The 16,816-nt window shown below is 58.1% G+C and carries 13 protein-coding genes and 1 pseudogene; 3 read left to right on the forward strand and 11 right to left on the reverse strand.

The genetic code is table 11. The features are described from left to right. Nucleotides 1-36: 36 nt before the first annotated feature. From GA0061101_RS24775 to GA0061101_RS24795, 5 genes are all read right to left on the reverse strand, one after another. Nucleotides 37-1,710, reverse strand: coding sequence for a peptide ABC transporter substrate-binding protein (locus GA0061101_RS24775; protein WP_047555686.1), 1,674 nt, complete (start codon nucleotides 1,708-1,710; stop codon nucleotides 37-39). A gap of 76 nt (nucleotides 1,711-1,786) precedes the next feature. Next, nucleotides 1,787-3,118 (reverse strand): NAD(P)/FAD-dependent oxidoreductase, encoded by a 1,332-nt coding sequence (locus tag GA0061101_RS24780; RefSeq protein WP_092575320.1) that lies wholly within the window; start codon nucleotides 3,116-3,118, stop codon nucleotides 1,787-1,789. 2 nt (nucleotides 3,119-3,120) lie between these two features. Next, the gene (locus GA0061101_RS24785) at nucleotides 3,121-3,846 is read right to left on the reverse strand and encodes an SDR family NAD(P)-dependent oxidoreductase (RefSeq protein WP_186453528.1); all 726 of its coding nucleotides are present in this window, start codon (nucleotides 3,844-3,846) and stop codon (nucleotides 3,121-3,123) included. Next, nucleotides 3,843-4,328, reverse strand: a complete 486-nt coding sequence (locus tag GA0061101_RS24790; protein ID WP_092575326.1) for a MarR family winged helix-turn-helix transcriptional regulator — start codon at nucleotides 4,326-4,328, stop codon at nucleotides 3,843-3,845. Before GA0061101_RS24790 ends, GA0061101_RS24785 begins: the two co-directional genes overlap by 4 nt. Nucleotides 4,329-4,605: 277 nt before the next feature. Then, on the reverse strand, nucleotides 4,606-6,252 hold the full coding sequence (locus GA0061101_RS24795; RefSeq protein WP_092575329.1) for an ABC transporter ATP-binding protein: 1,647 nt from the start codon (nucleotides 6,250-6,252) through the stop codon (nucleotides 4,606-4,608). 348 nt (nucleotides 6,253-6,600) lie between these two features. Between GA0061101_RS24795 and GA0061101_RS24800 the strand changes: the two are divergent. After that, a pseudogene (locus tag GA0061101_RS24800) lies at nucleotides 6,601-6,819 on the forward strand (DDE-type integrase/transposase/recombinase); the annotation flags it as partial. 444 nt (nucleotides 6,820-7,263) lie between these two features. Here GA0061101_RS24800 and GA0061101_RS24810 read toward each other — a convergent pair. After that, nucleotides 7,264-7,482, reverse strand: coding sequence for a conjugal transfer protein TraD (locus GA0061101_RS24810; protein ID WP_037191065.1), 219 nt, complete (start codon nucleotides 7,480-7,482; stop codon nucleotides 7,264-7,266). Beyond that, nucleotides 7,472-7,756 carry a TraC family protein gene (locus GA0061101_RS24815; protein WP_047555898.1) on the reverse strand — a complete coding sequence of 95 codons (285 nt, stop codon included), beginning with the start codon at nucleotides 7,754-7,756 and terminating at the stop codon, nucleotides 7,472-7,474. Before GA0061101_RS24815 ends, GA0061101_RS24810 begins: the two co-directional genes overlap by 11 nt. 177 nt (nucleotides 7,757-7,933) lie before the next feature. Between GA0061101_RS24815 and traA the strand changes: the two genes are divergently transcribed. Both traA and GA0061101_RS24825 read left to right on the forward strand, forming a co-directional pair. Beyond that, a complete protein-coding gene (gene traA / locus GA0061101_RS24820) occupies nucleotides 7,934-11,899 on the forward strand; it encodes a Ti-type conjugative transfer relaxase TraA (RefSeq protein ID WP_092575332.1) in 3,966 nt (1,321 codons plus the stop codon). A gap of 229 nt (nucleotides 11,900-12,128) precedes the next feature. Continuing rightward, nucleotides 12,129-12,743: a beta-barrel domain-containing protein gene (locus GA0061101_RS24825; RefSeq protein WP_092575335.1), complete on the forward strand. Its 615-nt coding sequence runs from the start codon at nucleotides 12,129-12,131 to the stop codon at nucleotides 12,741-12,743. Between the two features lie 32 nt (nucleotides 12,744-12,775). Here GA0061101_RS24825 and GA0061101_RS24830 read toward each other — a convergent pair whose 3' ends face one another. The 4 genes from GA0061101_RS24830 to GA0061101_RS24845 are packed head-to-tail and all read right to left on the reverse strand — an operon-like array spanning nucleotide 12,776 to nucleotide 16,782. Continuing rightward, complete coding sequence (locus GA0061101_RS24830) at nucleotides 12,776-13,861, reverse strand: extracellular solute-binding protein (protein WP_092575339.1); 1,086 nt, start codon at nucleotides 13,859-13,861, stop codon at nucleotides 12,776-12,778. 44 nt (nucleotides 13,862-13,905) lie between these two features. Further along, the gene (locus tag GA0061101_RS24835) at nucleotides 13,906-14,703 is read right to left on the reverse strand and encodes an ABC transporter permease (RefSeq protein WP_047555902.1); all 798 of its coding nucleotides are present in this window, start codon (nucleotides 14,701-14,703) and stop codon (nucleotides 13,906-13,908) included. 58 nt (nucleotides 14,704-14,761) lie between these two features. After that, nucleotides 14,762-15,667 carry an ABC transporter permease gene (locus tag GA0061101_RS24840; RefSeq protein WP_092575341.1) on the reverse strand — a complete coding sequence of 302 codons (906 nt, stop codon included), beginning with the start codon at nucleotides 15,665-15,667 and terminating at the stop codon, nucleotides 14,762-14,764. Further along, nucleotides 15,664-16,782 carry an ABC transporter ATP-binding protein gene (locus tag GA0061101_RS24845; RefSeq protein ID WP_092575343.1) on the reverse strand — a complete coding sequence of 373 codons (1,119 nt, stop codon included), beginning with the start codon at nucleotides 16,780-16,782 and terminating at the stop codon, nucleotides 15,664-15,666. Before GA0061101_RS24845 ends, GA0061101_RS24840 begins: the two co-directional genes overlap by 4 nt. Nucleotides 16,783-16,816 lie beyond the last annotated feature (34 nt).

Raw genomic sequence — 16,816 nt, forward strand, 5'->3', positions numbered from 1 at the left:
CGACCCGCAACGGATCGAAGGGCTGGAACGGGACGGCTAGGCCTTGGCCCAGTACCAAGTGCCGACGTTCCATGTGTCGATGCGCACGTTGACGTTGGGGATGACGTTTTCAACCCCTACCTTGTGCCCGCGCACGGTCGCATATTGGAACAGCGGCAGAAAAGGTAGGTCGTGGCGCATGATCTCCTGGATCTTCTGGTAGACCTTCTTGCGCTCCTCCGGCACGAAGATCTGGCCGCCTTCAGCCAGGAGTTTGTCGACTTCCGGATTGGCATATTGCCAGGAGTTCTGACCGGCTCCGCCTTTGGCGGTGATTGCGGTGGAGCGGAAGTAATCCGACGTGTCGGGATCGGAGCCGGTCTGGAAGTTGATGCCGACGACGACGGAATCGAACTTCGACATTGTCCAATAATCGCCCCACATGACCGCCGGCGGCAGGTTGGAGATGGTGAGCTCCACGCCGATATCCTTGAAGGTCTGCTGCATGAACTGCTGCACCTGCTCACGGATATGGTTGCCGGCGGTGGTGGAGTTGGTGAAGGCGAGCCTGACGCCGTCCTTCACGCGAATGCCGTCGGCACCGGGCTTCCAGCCGGCATCGTCGAGGATCTTCTTGGCCTTGTCGGTGCTGAATTCCTGCTTCGGCAGGTCTGGATTATAGTAGAAGGACTGCTGCGGTATGTAACTTTCGGTCGGCGTCGGCAGGCCATAATAGAGCGCATCGATAATCGTCTGCTTGTCGATCGCGCAATAGAGCGCCTCGCGTACCGCCGGGTCCTTGAACTGGGGGCGCTCCATGTTGAAGCCGACGGATTCGACGGTGGCAGCCGGAACAACGGCGACGGCCTTGCCATCCAGCCCCTTGGCCTCGTCATAGTGATCCGGCGTAATCCATTGGAGGCCAACGACGTCGATATCGCCGGTCTTGAACTGCGTATAAAGCACCGTCAGGTCGGGAATATATTTGTAGACCAGGGTCTCGAGGTAGGGACCCTCCCCGTAATAGTCGGTGTTGGCCGCAAGCGTGATGTGATCGCCGGCGATGCGTTCGACCCATTTGAACGGGCCTGTGCCGATGGGCGCGTTGTTAAAGGGCGCGCTGTTCTTGTCCTTCTCCGCGCCAAGGATATGCTTGGGCACGATGAAGGTGGCGGCGAGGATCGACGGGTAGGGCGCAAACGGCTTTTCCATCCGCCAGGTAATTTCCGTCGGCGAGACGACGGTGAGATCGCGCACCAGCTCGTGACCAGTCTTGCGCCAACTGCGGAAATCCGGATCGACCATGAGTTCGAGAGTGAACTTGACGTCTTCGGCGGTGAACGGAGTGCCGTCATGCCATTTCACGCCGTCGCGGAGTTTGATCTTCCACTTAAGACCGTCGGCCGAGATGCCGCCGTTTTCGACGGTCGGGACTTCGGCTGCAAGCGCGGGAGAGAACTTGCCATCCGGGGTGACGTTGAAGAGCGGATCGAAGACGCTGAAATGGATACCCTCATCGACTTCGATGTGTATCAGGTGCGGATTGAAGACGGTCGGCTCCTGCGAAAAGCCGATGACGAGCTGACCGGTCGGCTTGGCGGGCGGTGCCGCGAAGGCTTCGCCGCGGCCGAGAATATTGGGCATGATCAGCCCGGAAGCGCCGAGCGCCATCATGGTGAGCGCCTGACGGCGGGTGGGTTTCAGGAGGATAGTGTCGTTTGCGTCGGACATGTTGTTCCCCTTTTTGTTGGTAGGACGTTGGCTTCTTCTCTCTTATTGTTTTTGCTGTCTTTTATTGGCGAGCAGGTCAGAAACCGCTGATCAGTTCGATCTTCGAACCGTCGTGGAAGCGGGAGAAACGGAAGTTCTTGGGATCGACGATCGGCGGCTTGCCGGTGACGATATCGGCCATCAGTCGCCCGGCGGCCGGACCGATGCCGAAGCCGTGGCCGGAAAAGCCGGTCGCGATATGGAAGCCTGGAATGCTGTCGATCGCGTCGATCACCGGCACGGCATCGGGCGTCACGTCGATATAGCCGGCCCAGCGCTGGGCGATCTCGGCCTTTTCGAAAACCGGGAAGGCTTTCTTGAGATTGGCAAGCGCCGTGTTCGAAAGCTTGGTCGACGGTTTCGGATCGAGAACGCGGCAATATTCGAAGGGGCTTGCCTCATCCATCGCCCAGCGGTCGGGAATGCGGACCTCGTCAAGAAAACGGCCGGAGAGGCGGAAATTCAGCGAGCGCCATTCCTTTTTGAACGCCGGCAAGAACTTGCCGGCATAGCGGAAGGATTTCGGCACGATGTCGACGATGTTCTCGTGACCGGAGGCGATGGTGTAGCCGCCATCCTGGCGCTTTCGCAAAGCAAAGCCGTTGGCCCAGATCGCCTGCTCGGGGCCGCCTTCCAGCGGCTTGGTGCGCAGTACGGAGTTCATCACCTTCAACTGCGGCAGGTCGAGTCCGAACATGCCGGCAAACAGGCTTGACCAGGCGCCGCCGGCGAGAACGACCGCCTTGCAGGCGATCGGGCCGCGCTCGGTGATGACGCCCGAGATTTTGCCGCCGGCCGTCTCGATGCCGCGCACGGCGCATTCAGTGAGGATCGTCGCACCCTTGTCGCGCGCGGCTTCGGCGATTGCCGGCGCTGCGCGTTGTGGTTCCGCCCGGCCGTCTGACGCTGTAAAGAGCGCGCCTTTCAGGTCTAATTGGGAGCCCGGAAAAAGGCTCTTGAATTCAGCGGCGCCAACCATGCGGCTATCGAGCTGATAGCCCTCGAGATTCCGGTTCCATCGCTCATGATCAGCATATTGCTTGTCGTCGGCGCAGGTAAAGACGATGCCCGCTTTCCTGTAGCCAGTGTCGCGGCCGGTGCGTTTGTCGAGCGTGCTCCAGATGCGCAGCGCCTCCGCCATCAGCGGTACCTCGCGCGGGTCACGCCTGGAAATGCGTACCCAGCCCCAGTTGCGGCTCGACTGCTCCTGGCCGATTCCCCCCTTTTCACAAAGCGCGACACGCAGACCGCGCTCAGACAGTTCGAGGGCTGTCGAGGTGCCGATGATGCCGCCGCCGATGACGACGACGTCGACTTCCTTGGGCAATTCCGTATCCCCATGCACGGGGACTACATAGGGGCCGGGCATACTCAGTAAGACTCCTCTAGCTGGCAGTTGATCGCAAACTCCGCGACGCTTGCTTCGTTCGGCAGCTCGATCAGCATGGAAACGATGCGGGCGAGATCCTGAGGGCTCGTCATCTCGCTATCGGCCCTGCCGCTGATGCCGCGCGCCATGTCGGTTGCGACAAAACCTGGGCATATGGCCGTCGCGCGGATGCCGAGATCGAATCCTGCGTGGCGAAGCGCATGGGCGAGAGCGACAGCTGCGAATTTTGATACGGCATAAAGCCCGGATTTAGCGCTTTTGACCCGCTTGCCGGAAAGCGAACCAATGATAATGACGCGACCTCGGCCGCTTTCGGACAAAGCAGCCCAGGTGGCTTTTGCCAGACGCTGCGGGGCTTTGACATTGACCTCAAACAGCTGATCCATGTCGTTGTCATCAGCCTCGATGACGGTCTTGGGGATCATGATGCCGGCATTGGCAACGACTGCGTCGATGCGTCCGAAGGCATCGATTGCCGCATCGTTCCAGCGTATCCCGGCCTGCGCATCAAACGCGTCATAGGCAAAGATATGGACGCGAGCAGGGTCGGCCCAGGCCGGCATTTCCGGCTGCCGCATGCCGAGCGAAAGGCGCCAACCGCGGGCGGCCAATTCTTGCGCCAGGGCAGCACCGATGCCGCGGCTGGCACCCGATATCAAGGCGACGCGGTCTTCACTCACAGCCTTCTCCAATACTCGGTTCGTCATGATCGCTCCAAGATACGCCGATAGGTCCGGCGCAAGATGTCGAGGACCAGGTCGTGCTCTTCATCGGTCATCTCCGAAAAGAATTCGCGGGACTGCAGCGTCACCAGCCTGCGCACATGCTCTGCAAGCTGGGCACCTTTGTCGGTGATGTAGAGGGCTTGAGCGCGGCTATCCTCCGGTGCGATTTGTCGCCGCAGGAGCCCATGTCCCTCCATCTGATCGACAAGCCGCCCCATGGCCGAACGGTCCTTGAAAATCACCTGGGCGATCGTAGAAGGGCGGATGCCGGGATTTCCATCGACAAGAAAGAGCGTGGTGATCTTGCCCGTACCCTGGGCGACATCGAGACCTTCGAGCTTCTCGTCGAGATCGCGGGACACCGCGATGTTGATGCTGCGGATGTAAAAGCTCAGCGTATCCTCGAGCACATCGATGTCGATGTCCTTAACAGAGGTAGGGCCATTCTTGGTCGGTGTCGTCATGGCACGGGGCTCGCGATGGCAGCAGAAATCCACGCCCGCAATCCGTCAAGAAAGGGGATATCGCTGAGATGAACGACAATGGATCGTTTGAATTTTCAACGATATGAAACGTCGGATAGTGGACAAATGCAACTATTTTTTTCGACGTCGGTACAAATTTTAATCGCGGAAAGTCATTGCCTATTTCATAAGCTTGGTGCGCCGTGAAAAAGGCAACATGATCAGAAACATCCCGTTTTACATCCGCAGCAGTAGAGTCCCGGACAAGCGATCCCCTTTAAGCACTTGCTTCCCAGTCACCGCCGGGAATAGCTGCGACGAGGCGTTGCGTATAGGCGTGAGCTGGCGCCTGGAAAATCTGTGATGGTGGTCCATATTCGACGATCTCACCCTTGTACATCACCGCCACCTCGTCGCAGATCTGGCTTGCGACGCGCAGGTCATGGGTAATGAAGACCATCGCCACTTTGGTATCCTGCTGAATCTCGGCAAGAAGCTGAAGGATCTGCTCCTGAATGGAGACGTCGAGCGCGGACACGGCCTCGTCGGCTACGAGCAGCACTGGGTCGAACATCAACGCCCGCGCGATACCGATGCGCTGTCGTTGGCCTCCGGAAAATTCGTGCGGAAAGCGATCATAGGCGCCCTCGTCGAGGCCGACGCGTTTGAGCAGCCGCAACGCCTTGGCCCTGGCCTCCTGCATCGACATCGCGTGTGCCATCGGCCCGACCGTCAAAATTCGGCCGATCGTATGGCGGGGGTTGAGCGATGCAAACGGATCCTGAAAGATCATCTGGATATAGGGTCGCATCGGCCTGAACGCCTGATCAGACATGGTCGCGATATCGCGACCATCAAACAGAATCTTGCCGCCGTCCGAGTTCATCAGCTTCAGGAGCACGCGGCCGAGCGAAGACTTGCCCGAGCCCGATTCACCGACGACTCCGAGCGTGCGGCCCTTACGAATGGAGAAGCTGACATCGTTCACCGCATGCACAACCCGCGCTTTGGAGAAAAAGCCGCCACCGCTTCGATAGGTCTTGTTGAGGTTTTGCACCTCCAGCACGACAGGCGTGTCGGTGGCCCCCTCCCGATCCCTACCGGTCATTCGAGGAACGGCGGCGATCAGCCTTTGTGTATAGGGATGGGTCGGCTCCGTCAGGATCTGCAATGCGGGCCCCTGCTCGACCATACGACCCTTTTCCATGACGATAACCCGGTCGGCAATTTCAGCGACGACGCCGAAGTCGTGGGTGATGAACATGACGCTCATGTTCTTGCGCCGCTGAATCTTGCGAATGAGATCGAGAATCTGCGCCTGCGTCGTGACATCGAGCGCCGTGGTCGGTTCGTCAGCGATCAGGATATCGGGATCAAGCGCCAGCGCCATGGCGATCATCACCCGTTGGCGCTGGCCGCCAGACAGGCGGAAAGGATATTGATGCTGCAGCATGACAGGGTCGGGCAATCCAACCTCGGACAACAACTCCTGTACCTTTTCCTGCCGGCTCGAAGGGGTGCCGACCTTATGGGTCTCAAGGACCTCCAGGATCTGATCGCCGATCGTCATCAAGGGGTTCAGCGCCGAAAGCGGATCCTGGAAGATAATGGAGACAGCCCGACCGCGCAGCCCCTGAAGTCTTTTCGGATCAGCGCTCAAAAGGTCAATGCCCTGGAATCGGATGCTGCCGCTCGTGACCCGGATAACCGGCGCCAGCAGGCCCATGATGGCGTTCGCGGTTACCGATTTGCCGGAACCGGATTCACCGATAATGCAGAGAATGTCGCCCCTGTGCAGATCAAAGGAGATATCCTCGACCGCATAGGCGCGCTCCATGTTCTTGGGAAGGCTCACAGTCAGTCCACGCACCGAGAGAACCGGATCGCTGAAGGCAGCGACATTCTGGATATGGGATGGGGTCATGGAAACCTTCCTTGCTCTGAACCAGGGACAACACGCCGTCTCAGCGAGAACTCGTGATTGACAGAAGCAAGAAGGATGCCGGCATTACCGGACATGACGCAAGCAGAGAAATTCCTTGAGCGAATATTCAATTTCACGACGTCTGTGGCTTTTCGCAATCGTCCTTTGACGTTCAGGCGCTATCGACATTTCCTAGTGCTTGCTGGCTTGTAGGATTGGGAAAAGCCCGCCGACCATCTCGGCGTGCAATACGGGTCTCTTCAAGTGGGTGTTGCTGAAGAGCCCGGGGATGTCACTCCGTCGGACAGGTCAATTCACAAAGGTCCGGGGCACAAGGCGCCGATGCTGGTCAAGTATCTCAACATCATTGAACAGGACCACCGGTTTATCAAGAAGCTGAGCCGCCCGATGAGAGGCTTCAAATCTTTCTAGTCTGCGTCAGCAACCCTGGATGGCATCGCTGTGGCGCGTATGACCCGCAGTCACCAATTTCCAACCAGTGGCCAATCGGCATTTCAGCAATTCGCTGCACAATTGCGTCCGGCGATAGCTGTTTCTGCGGCCTAAAAAAGTTTGCGACAGCCAGCCCTAATCACGAGAAATTTGCCATTTGACGATTGGGCGAAAACACTGAGGTCCGAGCGCCTGGCGCTCCGCACGACCTCATCATCCACCAGGTCAACATCCTCGAGATGGAACGGCGAAAGCTATCGTCTCGCTCAAAGCCGCGCCAGAAAGGCAGGCTAAGATCCTTTGGGAAATCACTACGCGCGCAAGACGCCCCCGGCTCGGGCTACGCCCTCCCGGCCGTCTCATACGCGCGTAAAGCGTGGCCGACTTTTACTCCGCCGCGTGGCAGGGTTTTGCTCCGCCCTTGACACGCCTCTGAAAGATTTTTGCGTTCCGCGGGGTTGCTATCCGGGCGAAGGGCCTTCAGTAGGTCCTCCTTGAAGAATTGATGCGTAAGACCGGGCTGCGTTTCTTGCAAAAGGTTCAGTGACTGAAGTGACTTTACCGCACTGACCGATCCGCCGATCGCGCGGATGCATTGAATTCTTCAATCCCGATACTGCGCAGTTGTTCATATTCGGGAGCGCCGGGAAACAGCTTCGCCAATGTTACGAGGCCGCCCAGCAAGAATGCTCGATCAGCATCTCCTAGGCCCGCTCTTACGACCATTGCACCTAGCAAAGCCTGCTGACGCCGTTGAGCCGTTTGCTCAGCCGACATGCGGATGTTCCTTAGCCGTTCCAGACCTATGATCCGCCGGTTGAGACGTTTCAGAGGTGGTGAGAGAGGTCTCTTTTGTCTGCCTGCGAAATCGAGCGGCAATCTCGTTAAAGAGTGCGTCGATCTGCGTGTCGGTAATCTCCATCTCGGCCACGCCCGACTTTGTTGCCGCACGTGCAAATCGTTCGGCAGACTTAACTATCAATAATCTTTTACGTTCCATCAGCGCCTGAATTTGAGTGTCGAGATCTAGAACCGTTGATTTTGAAGCCATATTATCCATATCCCCGTGTCGGTGAAGCTAGGTAGATGCCATTATACTGACTAGTAAGAGTTAGTAAAATAGATTATTTTGATCCGATAGAACCCGTCAGGCGAAACAAATGCCTCGCGTTGGCGGTTCCGGGAGCGATTTGACGGATGCATACTGAACTAGACGGAGAAACGACTATTGCCGATCATGTTTGTTAGGGCACAACTGATCAGTCGAGGCGCTGGACGTTGCGTGATTGCCGCCGCCGCCTATCGCCATCGTAGCCGGATGATCGATAAACAGACCGGCATAGCCTACCGTTCTCGGGGCGATACCGCGGAACTGGTGCATGAAGAATTGGCGCTTCCTGCGGACGTGCCGACCTGGCTAAGCAACGCGATCGAGGGCCGATCCGTGGCCGGCGCCAGCGAGATCCTTTGGAATGCGGTTGAAGAGTTTGAGACGAGAGTGGATGCCCAGCTGGCGCGCGAGTTGATCATCGCACTGCCGGAGGAACTCACACACGAGGAGAACGTGACTCTGATGCGCGAATTCGTGCGCGATCAAGTGACAGCGCGCGGCATGGTCGCCGACTGGGTTTATCACGATAAGCCGGGGAACCCGCACGTCCATCTGCTAATGACCTTGCGGCCTCTGGCGGAAAATGGATTCGGGTTGAAGAAGGTGGCGGTCATCGACGATGACGGTCAGCCGGTGCGCATGCCGGCGTTGGATGCCTCGAAGAAGGGCAAGCAGGTCTATCTGAGATGGGCCGGAGACAAGGAAACGATGAGGGAGTGGAAGTTCGCCTGGGCCGAAATGGCGAGCCGGCATTTGGCGCTCGCCGGCCATGATGTTCGTCTCGATGGCCGCTCTTATGAGGAGCAAGGGATCGGCGGACTTGCGCGGCACCATCTCAGTCCGGCTAAGGCAGCGTCGCAGCGACAGGGCGCTCAGATGTTGTTCGCACCCGCCGAACTTGCGCGGCGGCAGGCCATGGCCGACCGGTTGTTGAGGAATCCCGAGCTGTTGCTGACCCAGCTTTCCAACCAATATTCCACCTTCGATGAACGCGACATCGCCAGAGCGCTCAACCGCTACATCGACGATCCCGCAGCCTTCGCAAATATCCGCGCTAAGCTGATGATGTCGGATGAACTGGTGCTCTTGAAGCCGCATCAGGCATATTGGGAGAGTGACGCGTCAACAGAACCTGCAGTCTATACAACGCGCCAGACGTTGCGCACCGAATGGGAGATGGTAAAATCTGTAGAGGTATTGGTAAGAAGCGGCGGCTTCGCGATTGGCGCGAAACGGGTACGTGCCGCAATCGAACGACTTGAACACCGTGATCCCAATCTGTTGTTCCGGTTGGATGCTGAGCAAGTGGATGCGGTACATCATGTTACCGGAGACAGCGGGATTGCGGTCGTCGTCGGCCTTGCCGGTGCCGGCAAGTCAACACTGTTGGAGGCTGCCCGACTTGCTTGGGAAGGTGATGGTCGGCAGGTGGTCGGGGCAGCGCTTTCGGGCAAGGCGGCCGAAGGTCTGGCGGTGAGCTCCGGCATCCAGTCACGCACACTGGCTTCTTGGGAGCTTGCCTGGAGCAAGGGCCGTGATCTGCTTGGGCCCGGCGACGTGCTCGTCATCGATGAGGCCGGCATGGTGTCATCGCGTCAGATGGCGCGGATGTTAAGGGCGGGAGAGCAGGCAGGAGCCAAGGTGATACTGGTCGGCGATGCCATGCAGTTGCAGCCGATCGGGGCAGGGGCCGCCTTCCGCGCCGTCGCCGAGCGCATCGGCTTCGCTGAACTGTCCGATGTGCGTCGGCAGCAACAGCAATGGGCCCGCGCTGCATCGAGGCAATTTGCCGAAGGCGCGGTGGAACAAGCGCTCGATGCCTACGCCGCCCAGGGTCATATCATCGAGACGCAATGCCGCGACGAGGCGATCGACAGGATCGTCGCCGATTGGTCGCAGGCAAGGAAGGAGCGTCCGGACGACCGCAAAATTGATCGCAAACAGAGCCCTACTCGGGACCAGACGGAAGCTATTCTTGATAGCCGCGCTTATCCAGATCCTCATCTAAGGGGCGACCAACTCTTAGTGCTTGCCCATACGAATGAGAGCGTGAAGCGCCTAAATGAGGCGTTGCGTTCGGTGATAAAGGAGGAGGGGTTTTTGAACCATCCTCGCTCATTTCGGACCGAACGAGGCATGCGTGAGTTCGCCGCTGGCGACCGTATCATCTTCCTGGAAAATGCTCGCATACCCGATCCTGGCCGAACAAAGCCGACGATGCAGCCGGTCAAGAATGGCATGCTAGGCACGGTTATGTCGACGACGGATCGGTTTGGCGCTACGCTATTCACGGTACGCCTCGACAATGGCCATATGGTCGTATTCGGCGAACGTCATTATCGTAACATCGATCACGGCTATGCGGTGACAATCCATAAATCGCAAGGAGCGACGGTCGAGCGCAGTTTCGTGCTGGCGAGCGGCATGATGGACCGCCATTTGACCTATGTGGCGATGACCCGTCATCGTCATCGCGCCGACCTCTACGCAGCACGAGAGGATTTCGCGCCGCGGCGGCGATGGGACGGAAAGACACGCGTCGCCCATAGTGCCGGCGTGACCGGCGAACTTATCGAGACTGGTCAAGCAAAGTTCCGCGAGGGAAGCGAGGTTGATCCGACGCCCTATGCCGATCTCAGGACGGACGACGGCAAGCGACATCGAATGTGGGGCGTTAGCCTACCGGCAGCCCTTGCGCAAGCCAACATCAACATTGGTGATAGCGTTACGTTGCGAAAAGACGGAATGGAGCCCGTCACGGTCAAAGTGCCCGTTATCGACGAAGAGACGGGCGCGAAGCGCTACGAGGAGCGGCGGGTCGAGCGCAATGTCTGGACGGCAATTCGGGTAGAGTCAGCTGGGGAGAGACAGTCACGGATTGAAATGCAGAGTCATCGCCCGAAACTGTTCAACGAGCTCGTCGAACGCCTTTCGCGCTCGGGCGCCAAGTCGACGACACTCGACTATGAGGCGGAAGACGGCTACCGGCGATATGCAAGGGATTTCGCCCGCCAGCGCGGGATCGTCTGGCTGGCGGACAAGGTCGGTGCCATCGAGGATGCCGTCCACAGACAATTGGCCTGGTTCGCGGAAAAGAGGGAGCAGCTTGCTGCTCTCTGGGAACGGGCGGGCAATGCGCTATCGTCCGCTATCGAGAAGGATCGGCGTGTAATCTATGGCGACGCAAGGCACGTTTTGCGAGATATCGACTCGGAGGATGGTGTAGTCAGCGCGTTAGCACGCAGGGAGCTGGGACATTCGTCGACCGTTGCCACCGCAGCAATGCAGCGAACCTTGCGTTCAACTGATGCCTCCGCTCCACCAATACTTCCCGCGGTGACCGAGTTCAGGACGTCGATCGAGGAGGAGGCGCGCGATCGGACACTGGCTAAACCTCACTATCATCAGGCGCGAAAGGCCTTGACGCAGGCCGCGGAGCGCATATGGCGTGATCCGGCAGGCGCGGTGCAGATGATCGAAGATCTCGTCGTCAGAGGTGTCGCACCCGGTCGGATTGCCGCTGCCGTGGACAGCGATCCCGCCGCTTACGGAGCGTTGCGTGGCTCGGGCAGGATGTTGGATCGGTTGCTGGCTGCCGGGCGCGAGCGCAGGCAGGCGAGCGAGGCCGTTGCAAACGCCGCGACGCGCCTCTCCTCATTGGCTTCGACCTATGCGTCCTCGTTCGAGACGGAGCGTCAAGCCGTCGAAAACCAGCGTCGGCGCATGGGCATCGCCATTCCAAGCCTGTCGCAAGTAGCCCAACGCGAACTGACGCGAATTATGGCAATGGTGAAGCAGAACAGACAGTTATCGGAGGAGATGATCGCCGGGCTCGATCCGAAAATCCGGGATGAATTTGCCACGGTTAGCACTGCGCTTGATGCTCGCTTCGGACGCGGCGCCGTCTTGCGCAACGACAACGATCTAGTCAGCCTAGTGCCTCCTGAAATACGAAAGACATTCGCCGCAGTGCGAGATAACTTTAAAATCCTACAACAGATCGCTCGTCTCGATGAAAACCAGAGGATTATTTCAGAGCGCAAGGCGCGGGTTGCGGGTCAAACGCGGACCATGGAAAGATAGACCTGGGGCAACGGGTAACCATGCCTTAACATCGAGTCCGAGGAAAGAATACTCATGGTGCCAACCGATAACCACGAGCAAAGTGGAGTCTTCGATGGGGATCTAAAAGCCAGCCTCGCCCACTGTTTTGAGCGCATATAGGACTTGGACTGCCAACGCCGCCCATTTTGATCAATGCTCGGTTATCCGCTCGACGCTGGTTGATCAAGACGCCGGTTCAAAGGCCGGTATGATCGCCGCTGTTGAGACGGACCAGAAGGAGGAGACGCTCGCCGCGGAGACCGGCCAGCTCGAAGAGCCAAAGGCGTCACTGGCGGTCACCACGAGCGATGGAGGGAAGACGGTTAGTACCTCTGTCGCTGACAATGTTCAGAAGGCGGGAGATGCTCACGGCAAGCCGACGAACTGGGACGATCAGCACTCCGATCGATGGCACCATCCGGTCGGCCTCGATCAACAAGCCTATATTCCGAACAGCGACATCGGCTTCGTGTCGGTCGGGCAACCGGCCGTGGTCAAGATCGAGGCGTTCCCGTTCACGCGCTATGGCGTGATCCATGGTCGCGTGACGGCTGTCGCCACCGACGCCATTCCGGAGCCGGATGCCAACCAGCTCGCGGGCGATCCGACCAAGCTGCCACAGGCAACCGTGCCAACGGCGAATGTGCAGCGGGTTCAGAACCTCGTCTTCCCCGTTACCATCAAGCTCGACAGCAGCGTCATGAACGTTGACGGCAATTCGGTAACGCTGTCTCCCGGCATGGCCGCGACGGCAGAGATCAAGACCGGTAGACGAGGGATCCTCGAATATCTGTTCTCGCCGATCGTCGAAGTCACGTCGTAGGCCATGCAGGGACGGTGAATCGAATCCACTCACTAGCGAATCCAATTGTTCCAGCGTTGAAGCAACATTGCATTGTTGGCGTTGATCCAGTCCGCATCCGGCACGACAATGTAATCGCGAACATCCTCAGCGCTTGGCATGGTCTTTCTAACCTCCTCAGGGATCAGTGCAGCCGCCTCGATGCTGGGAGGAGTGCAGGACAGAATAGTGCAGGCCTGTGCCTGAGCTTCGGGAGAGTTTAGCCAGAAGGCAATCAGTTTCAGTGCATTGTCGTGATGGGGCGCACCTTTGATCAGTGCGATGCGATCGCCAACCAGAAAGGATGCCTTATAGGACCAGCCAATGGGCAGACCCTCAGTTTGCATCGCCTTTGCTCGCGTTAACCAGATCTGGCCGAGTGAATAATCGCCATTGCGGAAACCCTGCACGCTCTGATCGCCAGTCTTCCACCAGATCGAGACAGCTGGGCGGATTTGATCAAGCCTCTTCAACGCACGATCGACATCGAGAGGAAACAACTTGTCTCGCGGTACGCCATCGGACAGAAGGGCAGCTGCCATCACCCGCCAGGGATCGTCAAAGTTGGGAAACGCACGCCCACCCGGAAATTTCTTCGTATCCCACATATCCGCCCATGTCTCCGGCAGGGGATCGCCGACCTTGCCAACCCGATAGGCCAGCAGAGTGGCCGTCGACTGAAGAAGAGCGCCGCCGGCCACACAGGCGTGAGGTCCAAGATCCTTGCGGTCGATAAATTGGCGGCAGAACTCGGTGAGATCCTCCGTGACCTCACGATGTGCTTTTGAGGCTGCCTGTATCTCGCCGTCAAGGTATAGATCCCAGGTGACGTTGCCTGTCTTTACCATTGCACTGGCTTTGGCGCGCATTTCAGCATTGGTGGCGACAACCGTCACAACCTCGATGCCTGTGGCCTTGGTGAATGGGTCGAACCACGCCTCCTTAAGGGCCCGGTCATACGCCCCACCGGTTGAGGCGATGATGACTTGTCCTGCAGCTGTCGCCGATTGTGGAGGAGCAAGTAGCCCCAGGAGGCCGGCAGCAGCATAGGCCAATCGCCGGAGTTGGAATTTACGTGTCGGGCAGCTTTCAGATGACATGGAATGTTCTCTTTGTGTGTGTTTTGAATTTGTTGGCTTCGGCGTCATTGACCGGCTTTGCGGGCGGTCAGCAGGTGTGTCGTTCCCATCAGAAGCAAGGAGACGGCGACGAAAACCGCAGACGCAGCGGCAATCACCGGCGTCAGATTGAAATCGATGTCTTCGAACATCTTACGCCCGATTGATTTTCCGCCGGTGTCCGAGATGAAAAAGGCGACAGTCGCCTCGTCGAATGATGCAAGGAAGGCGAAGACGGAGGCAGATGCGATGCCGGGCGCAATATTGGGCAGCACAACTCGAAAGAATGTCTGCAGCCGGTTTGCGCCACAGCTCAACCCCGCAAGCTCCAACGTCGGATCGAGGCGCTGGAGCGATGCCGTAACCGTAATAACGACATAGGGGATGGCAAGCACGGTATGTGCGATCAGAAAACCGATAAAGCTTCCAGTAAGCTGCAACGGTGAGAAGACCAGATATAGGGCAACGCCGAAGACGACATGCGGAACGATCATTGGCCCAACCGACAGGACCTGAAGCGCGTTTTTGAAGGGAAGATCCCCCCGGACGATGGCAAGCGACGCCATGGTTCCTATGATGGTGGCGCTTGCAGTTGTCGCAATTGCGATCTTGATACTAAACCATGTCGCCGCCATCCAGTCCGGATCACTGAAATAGACCTGATACCAGTGCCAGGTCAGTCCCTGCGGCGGGAACTGAATGTAATCGGTTTGGCTCAGCGACATCGGGATGATGAGCAGCGTCGGCAGAATTAGAAAGAACAGGATGCTTCCGACGAGCACGCCAGCACCGATGAGCGCTGCTGCCCTGCCAAGGGGATGCAAAGCCGCGAGCCTGAGCCTGCCGGTCGCAGCGAAAAGTGGTGGCAAGGTGGAAGATTGATCAATGAACACTGCTGAATCCTTTGCTGAAGGAAAGCGCCTTGCGAAATACGACGATGAAGACGATCGTCATGGCGAGAAGAACCGTCGACAAGGCGGCGGCAAATGGCCAGTCGAGTAGAACAGTGGTCTGCTGGCCGATTAGGTTCGCCATCAGCATCGAACCCGGGCCTCCGACCAGAGCCGGCGTGATGTAAAAGCCCAGCGCAAGAACGAAACACATGGTTGCGCCGGCAAAGACACCTGGGAGGCTGAGCGGCAAGGTCACGAAGAGGAAGGTCCGGATCGCCCCGGCTCCAAGATTGCGTGCCGCTCGGGCATAGTCCTGTGGGAGCATTTGCAAGGTGGAAAAGATTGGGACAATGACGAAGGGCAGGAGCACATGCGTCATCGCCAGCACGACGGCACCTTGCGTGTAGAGAAGCTTGAGCGGTCCATCCGTCAGGTTTGTCGCGACGAGTAATGAATTGACGATGCCGTGACGCTGAAGCAGCACGATCCAGGCATATGAGCGGATGAGAACCGAGGTCCATAACGGAATGAAGACGCATGCCGCAATGACCAAGGCCAGCCTCCCTTTGAGGCGGGCCATGGCAAGGGCGACGGGGTAGCCTATGAAAACGCAACTAACGGTGACAGCAGTGGCGATTCCCACGGTATTCGCAAGAACGGCCGCGTAGAGAGGATCATCCAGAAGGCGCCCGTAATTGGCGAATAGGCCTCCGATAAAGCTGAGGGTGATTAACTTGGTCAAAGGATAAAGGAAGCCGATCGCATAGATCGCCAGAAGCGGCAAGACAAGTAGCCAGGAAGAGATGGCTGCATAGTGTCGTGCAGAACCGGGCCGCATCCACGTGGCCGGCCGTAACTGGTTTGTCGCGGTCGAAGGGGAAGCTGGCAAGGTCATGCGGCAAATCCTTCCTTGATCGGGAAGGTTTGCACCCTCGCTTCATCGATCAGGAGATTGACACTGCTTCCTTGTTCGAAGGCCGTCGCTTGTCCGGCGGGCAACTCCACCCGCAGGACAACGCTGGGCAATCTTGTGAGGCGGACAAGCAGGATGTTGGTCGAGCCGAAGAAGACAGATGCCTCTACGATTCCGGCACCCGTACTGTCGCGATTTTGACCTGATGGTGCCAGACTTATATGTTCGGGCCTGATGGCAAGATGAAGCGGCGAACCCTTTACCAAATGGATGGCACTGCCATCCGAAACGGTTGGAGCCCTCAACAGGACGTCTTCCGCTACCTGAAATACATGTTTGCCGCTCTCGGTCCCGACATAAGTACCGGGCACGAAGTTCATCACGCCTATGAAGTCAGCGACGAAGGCGTTGGCGGGTTTGCCGTAAAGCTCGGTAGGCGTTCCTATCTGCTGCAATTCGCCTTGCCGCATGACCGCAACTCGATCGGACATCGCCAGAGCTTCATCCTGATCGTGTGTGACATAGACAACGGTCGCGCCGAGTCGCTGCTGTATGCGTTTGAGCTCGAATTGCATCGCCTCGCGCAGCTTCTTGTCGAGTGCGCCAAGCGGCTCGTCCATGAGAATGACCGGCGGATCGAAGACCAGCGCTCGGGCAACTGCAACCCGCTGCTGTTGCCCGCCTGATAGTTGGTTCGGATAGCGATCCCGGTATTCGGACAGTTGAACGAGTTGAAGTATCTCCTCCAGTCGCGATTTAAGCGGCGCTCCCGAAAGCGCGCGGCGCATCTTCAGCGGAAACGCAATGTTCTGTCCTACCGTCAGATGCGGAAACAACGCATATTTCTGAAAGACCATGCCGATATCACGACGGTTGGGTGGCAGAGGCGTGACGTCTTTGTCGCCAATGCGGATCGTCCCCGCGGTCGGCATCTCGAAGCCGGCAATCATTGTCAGCAGCGATGTCTTGCCGGATCCAGACGGACCGACGATCGAGACGAACTCGCCCGGTTCGATCTCCAGATTTGTGCATCTGACAGCCCAGATGTCTGCATAGCGTTTTTGGAGTTCCGAAAGGATCAATCTTCGGCCAATCAAATCATTACCCTCCTTCTGTTGAGTGAGAATTCCC

Origin of the sequence: Martinezella lusitana (assembly GCF_900094565.1) — a bacterium.
In the GTDB taxonomy this organism is placed as follows: domain Bacteria; phylum Pseudomonadota; class Alphaproteobacteria; order Rhizobiales; family Rhizobiaceae; genus Rhizobium; species Rhizobium lusitanum.